The sequence below is a fragment of the Sphingobacterium sp. UGAL515B_05 genome, from assembly GCF_033097525.1.
Lineage (GTDB): Bacteria > Bacteroidota > Bacteroidia > Sphingobacteriales > Sphingobacteriaceae > Sphingobacterium.
In genome coordinates this window covers 2,679,386-2,694,497 of sequence record NZ_CP109907.1, presented here as the reverse complement: position 1 = coordinate 2,694,497, position 15,112 = coordinate 2,679,386, and the positions used below count along the sequence as shown (strand labels likewise).

At 40.2% G+C, this 15,112-nt stretch carries 13 protein-coding genes; 5 read left to right on the top strand and 8 right to left on the bottom strand.

Going from position 1 to position 15,112, the window contains the following annotated elements:
• Positions 1–253: 253 nt before the first annotated feature.
• Complete coding sequence (locus OK025_RS10780) at positions 254–1,324, top strand: branched-chain amino acid aminotransferase (RefSeq protein ID WP_046672808.1); 1,071 nt, start codon at positions 254–256, stop codon at positions 1,322–1,324.
• A 145-nt stretch (positions 1,325–1,469) separates the two neighbouring features.
• On the opposite strand, the gene miaA is transcribed toward OK025_RS10780, so the two are convergent.
• The 4 genes from miaA to pdxA are packed head-to-tail and all read right to left on the bottom strand — an operon-like array spanning position 1,470 to position 5,614.
• Complete coding sequence (gene miaA, locus OK025_RS10775) at positions 1,470–2,390, bottom strand: tRNA (adenosine(37)-N6)-dimethylallyltransferase MiaA (protein WP_317669461.1); 921 nt, start codon at positions 2,388–2,390, stop codon at positions 1,470–1,472.
• Between the two features lie 47 nt (positions 2,391–2,437).
• Entirely contained in the window at positions 2,438–3,025 is a 588-nt protein-coding gene (locus OK025_RS10770; protein ID WP_317669460.1) for an IS1096 element passenger TnpR family protein, read from the bottom strand.
• Between the two features lie 45 nt (positions 3,026–3,070).
• Positions 3,071–4,504, bottom strand: a complete 1,434-nt coding sequence (locus tag OK025_RS10765) for a CCA tRNA nucleotidyltransferase (protein WP_317669459.1) — start codon at positions 4,502–4,504, stop codon at positions 3,071–3,073.
• 54 nt (positions 4,505–4,558) lie between these two features.
• A complete protein-coding gene (gene pdxA, locus OK025_RS10760; protein WP_317669458.1) occupies positions 4,559–5,614 on the bottom strand; it encodes a 4-hydroxythreonine-4-phosphate dehydrogenase PdxA in 1,056 nt (351 codons plus the stop codon).
• A 161-nt stretch (positions 5,615–5,775) separates the two neighbouring features.
• Here pdxA and rsmA point away from each other — a divergent pair, with 161 nt between their 5' ends.
• The 3 genes from rsmA to OK025_RS10745 are packed head-to-tail and all read left to right on the top strand — an operon-like array spanning position 5,776 to position 8,734.
• Entirely contained in the window at positions 5,776–6,555 is a 780-nt protein-coding gene (rsmA, locus tag OK025_RS10755) for a 16S rRNA (adenine(1518)-N(6)/adenine(1519)-N(6))-dimethyltransferase RsmA (protein WP_070560762.1), read from the top strand.
• 2 nt (positions 6,556–6,557) lie between these two features.
• On the top strand, positions 6,558–7,742 hold the full coding sequence (locus OK025_RS10750; RefSeq protein ID WP_317669457.1) for an FAD-dependent monooxygenase: 1,185 nt from the start codon (positions 6,558–6,560) through the stop codon (positions 7,740–7,742).
• Between the two features lie 59 nt (positions 7,743–7,801).
• Positions 7,802–8,734, top strand: a complete 933-nt coding sequence (locus OK025_RS10745; RefSeq protein WP_317669456.1) for an NAD(P)-dependent oxidoreductase — start codon at positions 7,802–7,804, stop codon at positions 8,732–8,734.
• Positions 8,735–8,847: 113 nt separating this feature from the next.
• On the opposite strand, the gene OK025_RS10740 is transcribed toward OK025_RS10745, so the two are convergent.
• Complete coding sequence (locus OK025_RS10740) at positions 8,848–9,726, bottom strand: hypothetical protein (RefSeq protein WP_317669455.1); 879 nt, start codon at positions 9,724–9,726, stop codon at positions 8,848–8,850.
• Positions 9,727–9,911: 185 nt separating this feature from the next.
• Here OK025_RS10740 and acs point away from each other — a divergent pair, with 185 nt between their 5' ends.
• A complete protein-coding gene (gene acs, locus OK025_RS10735) occupies positions 9,912–11,828 on the top strand; it encodes an acetate--CoA ligase (protein ID WP_317669454.1) in 1,917 nt (638 codons plus the stop codon).
• Between the two features lie 151 nt (positions 11,829–11,979).
• Here acs and OK025_RS10730 read toward each other — a convergent pair whose 3' ends face one another.
• The 3 genes from OK025_RS10730 to OK025_RS10720 all read right to left on the bottom strand — a co-directional run bounded on the left by OK025_RS10730 (position 11,980) and on the right by OK025_RS10720 (position 14,913).
• Positions 11,980–12,972 (bottom strand): energy transducer TonB, encoded by a 993-nt coding sequence (locus OK025_RS10730; RefSeq protein ID WP_317669453.1) that lies wholly within the window; start codon positions 12,970–12,972, stop codon positions 11,980–11,982.
• 258 nt (positions 12,973–13,230) lie between these two features.
• Entirely contained in the window at positions 13,231–14,214 is a 984-nt protein-coding gene (locus tag OK025_RS10725) for an energy transducer TonB (protein ID WP_317669452.1), read from the bottom strand.
• 267 nt (positions 14,215–14,481) lie between these two features.
• The gene (locus OK025_RS10720; protein ID WP_317669451.1) at positions 14,482–14,913 is read right to left on the bottom strand and encodes a nuclear transport factor 2 family protein; all 432 of its coding nucleotides are present in this window, start codon (positions 14,911–14,913) and stop codon (positions 14,482–14,484) included.
• Between the last annotated feature and the right edge of the window lie 199 nt (positions 14,914–15,112).

The window sequence follows — 15,112 nt, the reverse complement described above, 5'->3', positions numbered from 1 at the left end:
ATTCTTTATAGCCAAACTTTATGCCATAATATCAAACCTCCACGTTAATTAATAAATAATTAATACATTTAATTATTAATACAGTCGAACATAAAGAAATGCCGCCAAATTCTTCCATTTCAAAAAAAGTGTAGCAAAACAGGGAACAACTGTCCGAAATAAAAGGCATATCAAAGCGGGTAAATTATCCGGGTACAGGTGCAACTTATATTTCATTTTTTTCCTAACTTAGCCTAAGTAATTAAAAAATAAGATGAACGCGACAGAGAACTATTCAATTCGCGTAGAGCCAACTCAAAATTCAAGACTCTCGCAAGTAGATTTCGACAATCTAAAATTCGGAAAGATTTTATCCGACCACATGCTGGTCGCAAACTATGATGACGGTGAATGGAAAGATGTCAGCATCGTCCCTTACGGAGATATCAGTATTAGTCCTTCAATGTCCGCTTTACATTATGGCCAAGCGATCTTTGAAGGAATCAAAGCGTATAAATTTGCAGATGGAACAGTAAGTATCTTCCGTCCGGACAGAAACTGGGAAAGATTCAACAAATCTGCCGCACGTCTTCAAATGCCGGAGGTACCTGAGGAGATTTTCATGGATGGCCTAAGCAAACTATTGGACATCGACCGTAACTGGATCCCGGCAAAAGAAGGTTCATCATTGTACATCCGTCCTTTTATGTTCGCAACAGAAGCAGCATTAGGTGTACACCCTTCAAAGTCATACAAATTTATCATTATCACTGGCCCTGTAGGCGCATATTACAGCAAAGCAATCAGCTTAAAAGTTGAGACCTACTATACGCGTGCAGCAGAAGGTGGTGTTGGTTTTTCTAAAAATGCAGGTAACTATGCATTATCGCTTTACCCTACACAATTGGCCAATGACGAAGGTTATGACCAAATTATGTGGACAGATGCTTCCGAGCATAAATATATTGAAGAAGCAGGTACGGCAAACCTTATCTTCCGCATTGGAGATACGATTATTACACCACATGGTGATACAATCTTACACGGTGTAACACGCCGTACAATTATGGAATTGGCGGAGAAATGGGGTTATAAAGCCGAGCAGAGAAAGGTATCTATTCAAGAACTAATTGACGGTATTAAAGCCGGTACAGTAACTGAAGCTTTCGCAGCTGGTACTGCAGCCACAATTACGGATATCAGCCGTATCGGTTTCGAAGGACAAGATTACCACTTGCCACCAGTAGAGGGCCGCGAGTTTTCAAATCGTGTTTTGAATTACCTCAACGACTTGCGCTATGGCAAAGTAGAAGATCCATTTGGATGGAACTATTTAGTGAAGTAATTATCGGCTAGAAATAGAAAAGCCTTTGTTATTAATAACAAAGGCTTTTTTTATGGCCTATATACGTTATGCACACCTTGAAAAGCGGTCTATAAACCTCGTTTGAACCTTCGAAGATAACATCTAGTTCACTTCTGCTAGATCTTTAGGAATGCTCTCCTGTCAGCTCCTTTTGAATAAAATCAATTATTGCGGCTGTCTCCTGGGATTGAAACCAGTGCGTATAACCATATTTTTTAAACCATGTAATCTGTCGCTTGGCATAACGCCTCGAATTTTGCTTGATTTTCGCTATTGCGTCCTCCAAAGACTGCTTGCCATCGAGATAATCAAACAACTCGGCGTAACCAACAGTGAGCAATGCGGGCTTCGTTCTGAAAGGAAGTAAAGCTTTCACTTCGTCCAGTAAGCCATTTGTCATCATCAAATCTACACGTAAATTGATCCTTTCATACAAGTCAGCCCGATCCATATTCAAGCCAATGGTAAGGACATCAAAAGGCCTTTTCTCGACATCTTTCTTATGGTAAAATGACATGGGTTTACCTGTCGCCTCAAAAACTTCAAGCGCCCGGACGACACGTTGCGGATTATCGATGTCTGCAGTTTCAAAATATGCCGGGTCAATGCTTTTCAATCGATCTTTTAAGGCCTCCAATCCCAATACTGCAAGTTCATGATTAAGTCGCTCACGCACTTCATCCCCCGCCTTGGGCAAGTCATCCAATCCTTCGCAGAGGGCCCGTACAAACAAGCCCGATCCACCTACCATGATTACCACGTCGTGCAATTGAAATAGTTCTTCCAGTTTCAGTAAGGCCTCACGTTCAAAATCTCCTGCTGAATAATCCTGCGTTATGGAGTGTGAATTAATGAAATAATGAGGTGCAGCAGCAAGTTCCGCTGGATCTGGTTTAGCCGTACCAATAGACATTTCCTGATAGAACTGACGAGAATCAGCAGAAATTATTGCTGTTTTAAAATATTGTGCCAATGAAATAGCCATTGTGGTCTTACCAACAGCTGTTGGCCCCACAATGGCTATCAATGTTTTTTTATTTGCCATAATATAGTACTTCACAGGTCCAAAAAGAACCTATAAAGTCTTCTTAATTAATATTCGTCCTCGTAACCGTTCGATTCTTCACGCTCTTCACCTTCTTCGCCCTCTTCTTCATCGTCACTGTCGAAGCCGTCTAATTCGTCATCATCATCTACGCCATATTGCGTATCGTCTTCCTCTACATAGTCATCCTCTTCAACTGCATCTGATACGGGGAAATTAGCAGCTGTCATGGTCTTAGGAACCTGGCCGATGGACTTAAATAATGCAGGATAATCCTTTCCATCCTCTTCTTTCAAGATCTTAATCAGTTCAACCTGAAAATCATAAGGACGATCAAAATTATAGACGTAGTAAAATTTCTGATGTGGATCATCGATAAACTTGCTCAATCGGATATTCTCCATCAACAATACCTCTGCGTCCTTTTTACGTTGCGTAGGCTTAAATGCAATCTCTGTTCCCTTTTTCCATTGATCATTACTCACATAGAAAGAGGAAGATGCATCTGCAGCATATCCTGTTGATTTATGGATTTCTTCATGTAGGTCTATAAATGTACTTTTTGAAGGCATGTCGATTTCACGATATACATCTTCATAATCTTCAAAAGTAACTCTAAATCTATAAATTGCCATGTCTACTATTTTCTTCTTTTAACCCTCTAAAATTAATACTATATTTTAAGAATTGGAAATTTCCAATGGGATTTCTTGTTTGATCGTCAGGTTCATTTCGCCTGCTTTTTTCACCAAGAATTGATATGCTTCTATTCGGGAGTTTGGAATCTCGCCTTCCAGAATAGCCTCGCGAATCAAATTTTTCAACTGCCCAACGGTACGTCCCGGCGCTAAGCCAAATAGGATCATAATATCTTCTCCACTGATCGGTGGTTGCCAGTTGCGCACCTTATCCCGTTCTTCAACATCTTTCAATTTTTGTTTGACAAGTTCAAAATTCTGACGATATTTCTTCTTTTTAAACTCATTCTTTGTTGTCACATCCGCATGGCATAGCATCATAAGGGCTTCAATATCATCCCCCGCCTCAAACAATAGACGGCGTACAGCAGAATCCGTTACGATATCCTGCGCCAAGACGATAGGCCGAAGATGTAATTGTACCAGTTTTTGAACAAATTTCATTTTCTCATGGAGCGGTAGCTTCAATTCGGCAAAAAGCTTTGGTACCATACGGGCACCACGGTCTTCGTGGCCATGAAAAGTCCAACCGAGTTTTTTGTCGAAACGCTTGGTTGCCGGTTTAGCAATATCATGCATAATCGCAGCCCAACGCAACCAGAGGTCATCAGATAATTCACAGACATTGTCCAACACTTCCAGCGTATGGTAGAAATTATCCTTATGGCCTTTGCCGTCAATAATATCAACACCATGTAAATTATACATCGCCGGAAATATCAATTCCAATAGACCGGTATCAAACAGGTATTTAAAACCTACTGAAGGTTTTGGAGAAAGAATGATTTTATTGATTTCATCAATAATTCGTTCCTTGGAAATAATTTTTATTCGCTCTTTTGTATCTGTAATCGCAGTTATTGCCTCAATGGCAATTTTAAAATTCAACTGCGTAGCGAAACGAATAGCACGCATCATCCGCAATGGATCATCAGAAAATGTTTCTATCGGATCCAAAGGTGTCCGAATAATGCGTTGTTCAAGGTCTTTTACGCCTTCAAATGGATCGACTAAAGTACCATAATCCGCTTTATTCAGAGAAAATGCCATCGCGTTGATTGTAAAATCACGTCTATTTTGGTCATCGGATAAGGTTCCATCCTCAACAATGGGCTTGCGTGAATTGGCACGATAAGATTCCTTTCGCGCACCGACAAACTCCACATTGAGTCCTTCATAAACCAGCATTGCAGTGCCAAAATTCTTATATACGGCAACTTTGGTATGCAGCCTATCTCCCAATAAAGTCGCAAATTCAATACCACTGCCACCGACAACAATATCCACATCATTCTTAAAAGGGCGCTTCATGATATAGTCGCGAACATACCCCCCGATGACATAACATTCTGTATTTGTTGTCTCGGCGAGTTCCTTAATGATTGAAAAGATTGGATGTTGTAAATTATCGTACATAGTCAAAACAGCAGGTAAAAACCAAACAGTTTGCAAAAGTAACAATTTTTTTCCCTAATCCCTATCTTTGGATAACTTACGGAAAGCAAGTGGATTTTTAAGTAATTCCGCTTGTTCACGGCGGTGTTTCACAATATGCAAAGCTGAGAAAATCGCCTCGACAAAAGAACTTTCAGAAGCTAGATTTTTTCCCGCAATATCATAGCCTGTACCATGATCTGGCGAAGTTCGTACGACAGGAAGACCAGCGGTAAAGTTGACACCGGCACCTTTGGCAATATGCTTAAAAGGTATTAATCCTTGGTCGTGGTACATTGCCAGTACCGCATCAAATTTCTCGTATGCGCCTTTAGCAAAGAATCCATCGGCCGGATAAGGGCCAAAACAGAAGATTCCCTGTTCGTTTGCTTTTTCTACCGTAGGTCTAATGATCTGGTCATCTTCCGTACCAATAATACCATGATCACCAGCATGTGGATTTAGTCCTAAGACAGCAATTTTAGGTTTTTCAACCCAAAAATCTTTCTTCAGGGAATCATTCATCAGCGCTAGCTTTTTAAGGATAGCCTCTTCCGTAATATTAGCCGCAACCTCATGCAGTGGAATATGACCTGTTACCACACCAATACGCAATTCATCACATACCATAAACATCAGGACATCATCGGCCCCCACTTTGGACTGCAGGTATTCCGTATGGCCCGGAAATTGAAATCCCTCCTGTTGAATATTATGCTTATTGATTGGGGCAGTCACTAAAGCATCAATCTTGCCAGCTTTCAGGTCTTCAACAGCTTTCTCCAACGAAAGGAAAGCATATTTACCGCCAATTTCGTTTTCTTCACCCAACGAAATCTTGACGTCTTCCTGCCAGCAATTGATCATATTTGCTCTTTTGGAATGTGCCTGCTCAGCATCATTGATCACGTTAAAACTAAAATCATTTACACCGATCGCTTTACGGTGAAAAGAAGCAACCTTTGTATTTCCGTAAACCACCGGCGTAAAGAAATCGCACATCCGCTGATCTACCAAAGATTTAATTATGACTTCAAGTCCAATGCCGTTAATATCGCCTACGGTAATTCCGATTTTTAATTTATCGCTCATTCTGTTTAAATGCTTTGATTCAAAAATAGGGATTTTTTTTTAGTATTGGGTATTGTCCTTTATCCTTGTTCTTTGCTCCTTGCTCTTTTTTAACTTTAAGCTTTTTACTTCGGACTTCTAATTTCTGACTTTTAGTTTTTAATTTTCATTACTTTTGCAACATGAGCACAGTAAGAGCAAAAAAACATTTAGGACAGCATTTCTTGAACGATAAAAATGCTGCACAAAAGATTGTGGAAGCACTGGATCCTAAATTGGGTTTTAGCCAAGTGCTTGAAGTAGGTCCGGGAATGGGCGTACTTTCTGATTTTCTCCTGCAAAAGGAAGAATATGAAACCTATTTGATCGATGTGGATGACGAATCCATTGCTTATTTGGACGATAAATATCCCCAATTGGGTAAGCGATTGATCCACGGTGATTTCCTGAACCTTGACTTTTCACAGTATTTTGGTGAGAAAATGGCTGTTATTGGCAATTTCCCTTACAACATCTCCTCCCAGATTCTCTTTAAAATTTTGGATGAACGCCAACGTGTGGTTCAAATGACGGGGATGTTCCAGAAAGAAGTGGCCGAACGTTGTACAGCTAAGGCGGGCAGCAAGGAATACGGTATCTTGAGTGTCTTTTTACAGGCCTATTATAAAGTAGAATACCTTTTTACTGTAAAAGCAGGAGCTTTTAATCCACCGCCAAAAGTATTGTCGGGCGTTATCCGCATGACGCGCAATGACCGTGAACAATTGAATTGTGATGAGAAACTATTTTGGCGTGTTGTCAAAGCGGGCTTCAATCAACGCCGTAAAACCCTCCGTAACTCACTTTCTGGCGTTGTTCCCAAAGATAAAATGTCCGACAATCCATTGTACGAGCTACGCGCGGAGCGACTGACCGTGGATGATTTTGTTGGTTTAACAAACGAAATTGCAAATAGTCTTTAATTATGCATTCGACGGACAGCACATTTATTATCGTCGGCGGAGGTATCGCGGGATTATGTGCTGCAATTGGGCTTGCAAAAGTAGGTATTGAAGCACATGTCTATGAAAGCGCCATTGAACTCAAGGGCATAGGTGCTGGATTCGGGCTCGCGGCCAACGCCATGCAAGCTTTGGAACATCTCGGATTGAAAGATGAAATCGTTCCGATAGGGCATTACCTTGCATCGTATAATGTCTTGGATCAAAAGGGAAATATTCTTGTTGAACCAGACACCAGGTCAATCAGCCAAAAATATCAACAGGACAATTTCGCTATCCATCGGGCAGATCTGCATCAGTTTCTCTTATCCAAAATCCCCAATGAACAAGTTCATCTCGGCAAACGCGCCGTTTCCTTTGAACGGGAGGGAGGAGATATTCAAGTTTATTTCGCAGACGGAAGCCATGTATGCGGGCAAGCCCTTTTGATTGCCGATGGCGTACACTCAGCATTACGACAACAACTTATACCGGCCTCGGCACCCCGGTATTCAGGCTATACCTGTTGGCGGGCCACCATAGACAACAGCAGCATAAAACTTGAAAAAGGCACAGAAACCTGGGGCAGCAAAGGACGCTTTGGGATGACCCCACTTGTCAATAACCGCATCTACTGGTACGCATGCCTCAATACTGAGGCACAAAATCCAGTCTTAAAAAATTGGAAAACAAAGGAGCTCTTCGAAAATTTTAAAGATTATCATGCCCCTATTCCAACGATTCTTTCGGAAACAAAGGATAGCGAACTAATTGCAAATGACATCATTGACATCGCACCACTTCAACAACTCGCTTTTGACAATATTCTATTATTGGGTGACGCCGGGCATGCGACGACTCCCAACCTAGGTCAGGGAGCCTGTCAGGCTATTGAAGATGTTGCTGTTCTCGTGGATGAACTCCAGACCGCAGGTTTCGTTAATTTGGCTTTCCAACGATTCGAAAAAAGAAGATTGGATCGGGTAAATTATATCTGTAATACTTCCTGGAGGATAGGAAAAATCGCACAATGGGAAAATCCATTCCTGATAAAAATGCGAAATTTTGGCATGAAAATAATGCCTAACCGCATGAAACAACAACAGTTGAACAAATTACTATCTGTAGATTTTATGCAGATCAATCATAATCATGATGCTGGGATCTAAATCATCGTACTACACCGTAACAATATTCCTTGATCAGTCCCACATAAAAAAATAATTGAATGAAAACTACCATTTTGATCGTCGACGACATTCATGAAATCATGCTTGAGAAATTTGAACAGGCAGGAATCGCGTTCCATTATCAACCGGATATCAGTCGGGAAGCGGCTGAAAAAATTATCAGCAATTACTCGGGGATGGTTATTCGTTCCAAATTTCAGGTAGATAAAGCTTTTTTTGACCTGGCGCCAAACCTCCGCTTTATCGCTCGTGCTGGTGCCGGTATGGACAATATTGACGATACAATTGCTGCGCAAAGAGACGTGCTGTTAATTCCGGCCAATGAAGGCAATCGGGATGCTGTAGGTGAGCATATGATCGGTATGTTGCTCAGTCTAATGAACAATCTGAATCGGGGTGACCAACAAATACGATCTGGCCAGTGGTTACGTGAAGCCAATCGTGGCTACGAACTTAAGGGACGTACTATAGGTTTGATTGGCTATGGGCACAATGGCATGGCCATGGCAAAAAAACTATCCGGTTTTGATGTACAGGTGCTTGCCTATGATAAATACCGAATCGACTACGCGGATCAATATGCCGCCGCAGCCGACATGGAAAAAATCTGCAAAGAAGCCGATGTGATCAGTTTCCATATTCCCTTAACGGATGAAACAAAGGGGATGATCGATGTGGATTATCTGGCTAAATTTGAAAAACCTATTTTCTTTTTACTGGGGGCACGAGGTGGTATTGTACAAGTACCCGCAGTATTAAATGGTCTTGATTCCGGTTCCATTATCGGAGCAGCATTCGATGTGTTGCCCGTAGAAAAGTTCCCAAAACTGGCTGAACAGGCATGGTATGCGGATCTTATCCGCAGAGACAATGTGATCTTATCTCCACATGTTGCCGGATGGACATTCGAAAGTTATTATAAATTATCGGAAGTGGCTGCCGATAAGATCATCGCCTTTCTGGCATCTTAATTTTACAACGAGCTATTTGTTAAAATCTCCAATCAATCTAGCAAGTAAGCACCTCCTATTCATACCCGCTTAGGAGGTTAAAGTCACCTATTGCTCTTGAAATGTATTAAAAATCAGGTTCCGGCGCTAAACATACCGATAACAAGAACAATCAGAAACTGAAGCACCAAGCTACCGTCAAGTAGATAAGCATAGTGATAATGATCTTTTGTTTTGAAAACAGCCAATTTTAGCAAAGCAAATATGAGCACGTTGGTCAGAATCAATCCAATTTTAATAGGCACCGTATAAGGTACCGTCAAGATCAATACACAATGAAGACCCAACAGTCCATAAGTTAGATTTTTAGCTTTTTGTTCGCCCAGCATATTGGGCAAAGTCCGCAGGTGATAATAGGAATCCTGTTGGATATCCCGAATATCAAAAGGCAGTGTACAGATAACCAAAAATATGAACTTCAATCCGCAGAGCGCAATAAAAACCCACTGATCTATTTTGACACCGACATTGGCCAGTTCCACATAGGGAAGCACCACACTGCTGCAGACCCAGACCAGGGCAATATGAAAAATCTTAGCCCCCGGTATCTGTCGAAGGCCCACTTTGCGGTCACGGAAGGTAAACAGGGGCATTCCGTATAACAGACTCAGGATTCCAATAAATCCCAAAAACAAAAAGGAGTACACATGAATATACCATAAGCAATAACCTAGCACAAGCAAAGCGATACCATTGTTTAACCACATGACCCATTCATGATTAAAGATCCAGCGTGTCCGGGGGAATTTTGATTCTTTTGGGTTCTTCGGTTTGGACCACCACAGGCTAAAATTATAAAGCAACAAAGTCGCTGTCCCTTCCACTAAAACGATATACCAATTGATCGACCATTCAAATATGATATAAGTCAACGCACATTGTGCCATGGCCGCCATGGCGATCAGAAGATTTGTATAGATTGTAATATAGAACAGCTTTCTTAGAAAAGACATCTCGGTAAATCTTGATGCAAGATAACAATCTTGATAGATAAAAGTAGTTTAACATTATATTAAACATCAATTTTTTGATAAAATGGGCAAAAACCGCTAAATTGTACACCGAAATCGAAATACCAAAAACAATTTCGCAACGATAACAATATAAATTAAAATAATTCATAATAATCCTAATAACGATGAGCCTACAAATAAAATCATTTGAAGAATATCAAAGTGAATATAAGCGAAGTGTAGAACAACCTGAGAAGTTTTGGGCGAGCATTGCAGATCATTTTTTCTGGAAGAGAAAATGGAATAAAGTGCTAAACTGGAACTTTGAGGAACCCAATGTCAAATGGTTTGAGGGTGCAAAATTAAATATTACTGAAAACTGTCTTGATCGCCATATTTATGCAAATGGTGATAAACCAGCCATCATCTGGGAACCTAACGATCCCAATGAAGCGCACCGCATTCTTTCCTATAAACAATTACTACAAAAGGTAGAGCAATTTGCCAACGTACTTAAAAATAATAACATCAAAAAAGGAGACCGGGTATGTATTTACTTACCAATGGTTCCTGAATTGGTTATTGCAGTATTGGCCTGTGCACGTATCGGTGCCATCCACTCGGTGGTATTTGGAGGTTTTTCAGCACGTTCTATCGCGGATCGTATCGTAGATGCCGAATGCAAACTAATCGTTACTTCTGATGGCAGTTACCGTGGCAATAAAACCATCGGTCTAAAAAATATCGTAGATGATGCTTTGATGCAATGTGACACCGTTGAAAAGGTAATTGTCTTAACACGTACGCGTACACCGGTATCAATGATCAAAGGACGCGATGTATGGTGGGAAGATGAGATCAAAAAAGTAGAGACACAAGGAAATCCAGCATGTCCAGCCGAGGAGATGGATGCTGAGGACAATTTATTCATCCTTTATACATCAGGATCCACAGGTAAGCCTAAAGGTGTAGTACATACCTGTGGCGGTTATATGGTGTATACAGGTTATACCTTTATGAATACGTTCCAATATAAGCCAAACGACGTATTTTTCTGTACAGCAGATATCGGCTGGATTACAGGACACAGTTATATCGTCTACGGGCCATTATCACAAGGAGCTACTTCTTTAATGTTTGAGGGTATTCCAACCTTCCCGGATGCCAGCCGTTATTGGGACATTGTTGATAAGTTCAAGGTCAATATTATCTATACATCCCCTACTGCCTTACGTTCATTGATGGCCTTTGGTGACGAATTTGTCGATAAAAATGATCTGTCTTCTTTACGTGTTTTGGGGTCAGTAGGCGAGCCAATCAACGAAGAAGCCTGGAACTGGTTTAACGAAAAAGTTGGTAAAAAGAATTGCCCTATTGTTGATACCTATTGGCAGACAGAGAATGGAGGCCACTTGATCACTTCATTGGCGGGAGTAACACCAGAAAAAGCAAGTTATGCGATGTTCCCGATGCCGGGCATTCAACCCGCTTTGATGGATGAGAATGGAAAGGAGATTGAAGGCAATGACGTCACAGGAAACCTATGTATCAAGTTCCCTTGGCCAGGCATGCTACGCACGACATGGGGAGATCATGACCGTTGCCGTCAAACCTATTTCTCGACATATAAGGATATGTATTTTACAGGCGACGGATGTTTCCGTAGTCCGGAGGGTTATTATAAAATCACAGGCCGTGTAGATGATGTACTGAACGTTTCGGGCCACCGTATTGGTACAGCAGAGGTAGAAAATGCCATCAATATGCACGCTGATGTTGTGGAGTCTGCCATTGTCGGATATCCGCACCCAGTAAAAGGCCAGGGTATTTATGCTTATGTCATTGCGAATCACCACACCGATGCAGAAGCTACCAAAAAGGATATCATGGAAACCGTTTCACGTATTATCGGTCCAATTGCTAAACCAGACATTATCCAGTTTGTCGATGACCTACCAAAAACACGTTCTGGAAAGATCATGCGTCGTATCTTACGCAAGATTGCCGAAGACGATATCGCCAATGTAGGAGATACTTCGACACTTCAGGATCCTGCTGTTGTAGAGGGTATCATCAAAGGAGCAGCAGCTTTGAGAAAATAGTCTATCTTAAATCCTTTATACCTAAAAAGGGCTTTCCAAAAAAATTGGAAAGCCCTTTTTAGGTATTTTACCACTATCCCGCTAGAATTTCATTTCAAATATGCGAGAGATTATATTTAATATATTTTTATTTAATGCTATCCAAACAGTTCTATCGCGATGTGTTCAAGCGGATTGGGAGCGAATACTTCACATTTAGTTTCTCTCCACGTTGTATTCCGGGCTTCCATTTGCCTGCTTTTTTTATAACACGGATTCCTTCCTCCCCTGTTCCAAAACCTAAATCTTTCGTTACTACCGGATCTTTTATGTTACCATCTTTGTCTATCACAAACGCTATCATGACCACACCAGACACCTGATTGCTAATCGCCTCCTTTGGGTAGACATAATTGCTCGCTATAAAGCCCATCAGTCTAGAAATTCCACCGGGGTAATCAGGCGGACTCATAAAGTTAGACGAATCATATTTAAAAACCTTTCCGTCAACCTTTGTTTTAGTCCCTGACACCAATTGATTATTCGAGTACGTTTCAACAAAGCTGTCCTTTCCCATCTTTCCTTTCCATTCACCTTCGCGCAAATTGTTTTTCATTTGTCCCTCTTCATAACTCCACCCATAATTTAGCCGAATAAATCCGTTCCCATTTTCCAACGTTTTGTTGTTAAGAGAATCATAGTACACAACATAGATGGGATCTTCTATTTTCAGTTTTCCTTTTTTATCGGGACTACTGGAATAAAAAACAATCTTCTCCAATTTATTCCCTGGATACAGATAAAAAGCAGAATCTATAAGAGCACTTTCGTCGCTGTAGTTTTCTAAGCTTTTTAACGTTCCCTGTTCATAAAATTCGTACTTTCGCCCGCGAAATTTAAATGGATAAAGCGCATTTGTACTGATGCCACTGAGTTTGATCGAATCATTGCGAGTGTAAAACTCCTCTACACGATAAACTTTATCCTTTCCCGATGCATCAACATGAATTGTCCGCATATAATAGGCCGAATCCGCTTGTTTTGTTTCATCGCCATCTTTCTTATGATAACTTGTAAAAGAAACCTGAGCATAAAGGTTTGATAAGAAAAAATTGAATAACAAAAAACAGACGGTTGAGACCCAAAAATGTAAATAATACTTCATAATAATTGATAATAATAACAAATATCCTGGTTAAATAAAGAATTAATCGATTAAATAATACTTATTTCTATTTATGTTCAACATCATGCTGTAAAATCAAGTTTTCCACATGATGTTAATAAGATTGTTAATAACCCAACTTGTCACGAAAATTGAGGGCTTCATTTATTCACAGAACTTCATTTTAGCCTTCACCATAGGAACAGAAGAACAACTACACGCCAAAAACACAATCAGTCTTTTTGAACAGACCATCAATCAAGGATTGGCATCTAACCGAATTGGTATCGTAAACATTACACCGATAGGCTCTCCACGCAGTATTCCCGGTTTCCATCTTTCGGCCATTTTTAACACACGAATACCCTCCTCGCCCGTACCAAAGCCCAAGTCTTTTTTCACAACAATATCTTCTAAATATCCTTCCTTATTCACAACAAAACTAATTTCCAATACCCCCTTAACATTATTTCGCTTAGCTTCTTTAGGCCATTTATAATGTCTAGCAACAAAGTTCATCAATTTTGGCATTCCGCTTGGGTAAACGGGATCAACCCAATAGGTCGTTGAATCATAGCTAATGGTCGTTCCATTATCTTTGGTTTTGACACCAAAGAGCAGCTTGCCTCGCGCAAAGACCTCGGTAATTGGCAGCTTAGACATTATACCCTCCCATTTACCTTCACGACGGTAATTTTCCATTTCTCCCTGTAGGTAATCGTCATGATCATACTCAATGCGAATAAAACCGTTTCCATTTTCAAGAGTCTTATTGCCTAACGAATCGTAATGTGCGATATAATATGCGACACCGCCCTTTATTTTATCGTTAAATGGGTAATGTGAAATTGTTCTTAACTTCCCATTCGGATACCAGTAAAATGCTGAATCAACACGTACATTTTCTGAATTAAAATTTTCTAGACTACGCTTTTCACCATTGAAATAAAACTCCTCCAGCTTCCCAAAGAATTTTAAAATAATACCTGTATCCTGCACTGTTCCATTTAGCTTAATGGTATTATTCGGTAAATAATGCTCTACGATCTTAAAGTATGACATAGGCTGATCTGTCATATGCACTATGGTTCTGGAAAAATAGGCTGAATCCTTTAGTTTGGTTTCTCGCCCTGCCTTTGTATAGTATGCTGTTCGCTCAATCTGAGCACTCGCATTAAATATAAATAGATTGAATAGCAAATAACAAATCAGCTTTGCCGCTAAATACAAGTTGGATTTCATAAAATTTGTTAATAGTATTGCAATAATAACAAATGGAGCAGCCAAACAAGAAATAAACAGGTTAATTAATTATTACTTATTACAACTATCGCTGCAATTGAGGAAACCAGGTTATCAACACAATGTTAATAACTCTGTTGATAACTTAAAAACGTTACTCATGTAAGTAATAAAGCCATTTCAGATTCGCTAAGAGATGGTGAAACAAAAAAAGCCACATCATCCCGACGTGGCTAAAATAAACATATGAATTTAATTAAACAGTTTCTATTTATAGGAGTTTACAGAGCTTGCAACCTTCCAGCTTCCTGACTCATTAACCAACGTCACTAAATCTGTTTTGGTGAAATCATCAAACTTCATGGTGATACGTGCGACCATATAGTTTTCAGATTCCTCAAGAACTTCTGTATTTGTGCTGCAGTTTAACTTTTCCCCTTTTTGCTTTTTCAGGAAAGAGATAACTTCCGAACGGCTATTGGTACGCGCAACTTTGCCTTGAATTTTTTGGTTGAATTCGGATGCGAATAATTTTTCTACGCCCTGAGATGCACCTTCTGTCATAACCGACACGTAGCTATCGATCGCCAAATCAGCTGTGGAGAAGTTTAATGCTTTACCTGGGTCAGCAGCTGCCATTGCGAAAGTTGATACCGTAATCAATGCTGCTGCTGCGAATGTCTTTACTAAAGTTTTCATAATACTTTATTTATAGTGTTAGTTTTTTTGTCTCTTTTCTTATTGTCGCAAGGATATTGATTTTGTTGCATCATTTCCTTTAAGATTCTGATTCAAAAGTAAGACAACCCAGCATTCCATTTTATTACATTTAGATCAACGGAATAAAAAAGTCGGTAAATGGAGGTAAAGGAGCGGTAAATGGATATCCGCTCCGGTA

What these genes read in the sequence shown, in the direction of transcription:
- OK025_RS10780 (WP_046672808.1), top strand. Translation starts at nt 254, where the DNA reads ATGAACGCGACAGAGAACTATTCAATTCGCGTAGAGCCAACTCAAAAT.
- miaA (WP_317669461.1), bottom strand. Translation starts at nt 2,390, where the DNA reads ATGGCAAATAAAAAAACATTGATAGCCATTGTGGGGCCAACAGCTGTT.
- OK025_RS10770 (WP_317669460.1), bottom strand. Translation starts at nt 3,025, where the DNA reads ATGGCAATTTATAGATTTAGAGTTACTTTTGAAGATTATGAAGATGTA.
- OK025_RS10765 (WP_317669459.1), bottom strand. Translation starts at nt 4,504, where the DNA reads ATGTACGATAATTTACAACATCCAATCTTTTCAATCATTAAGGAACTC.
- pdxA (WP_317669458.1), bottom strand. Translation starts at nt 5,614, where the DNA reads ATGAGCGATAAATTAAAAATCGGAATTACCGTAGGCGATATTAACGGC.
- rsmA (WP_070560762.1), top strand. Translation starts at nt 5,776, where the DNA reads ATGAGCACAGTAAGAGCAAAAAAACATTTAGGACAGCATTTCTTGAAC.
- OK025_RS10750 (WP_317669457.1), top strand. Translation starts at nt 6,558, where the DNA reads ATGCATTCGACGGACAGCACATTTATTATCGTCGGCGGAGGTATCGCG.
- OK025_RS10745 (WP_317669456.1), top strand. Translation starts at nt 7,802, where the DNA reads ATGAAAACTACCATTTTGATCGTCGACGACATTCATGAAATCATGCTT.
- OK025_RS10740 (WP_317669455.1), bottom strand. Translation starts at nt 9,726, where the DNA reads ATGTCTTTTCTAAGAAAGCTGTTCTATATTACAATCTATACAAATCTT.
- acs (WP_317669454.1), top strand. Translation starts at nt 9,912, where the DNA reads ATGAGCCTACAAATAAAATCATTTGAAGAATATCAAAGTGAATATAAG.
- OK025_RS10730 (WP_317669453.1), bottom strand. Translation starts at nt 12,972, where the DNA reads ATGAAGTATTATTTACATTTTTGGGTCTCAACCGTCTGTTTTTTGTTA.
- OK025_RS10725 (WP_317669452.1), bottom strand. Translation starts at nt 14,214, where the DNA reads ATGAAATCCAACTTGTATTTAGCGGCAAAGCTGATTTGTTATTTGCTA.
- OK025_RS10720 (WP_317669451.1), bottom strand. Translation starts at nt 14,913, where the DNA reads ATGAAAACTTTAGTAAAGACATTCGCAGCAGCAGCATTGATTACGGTA.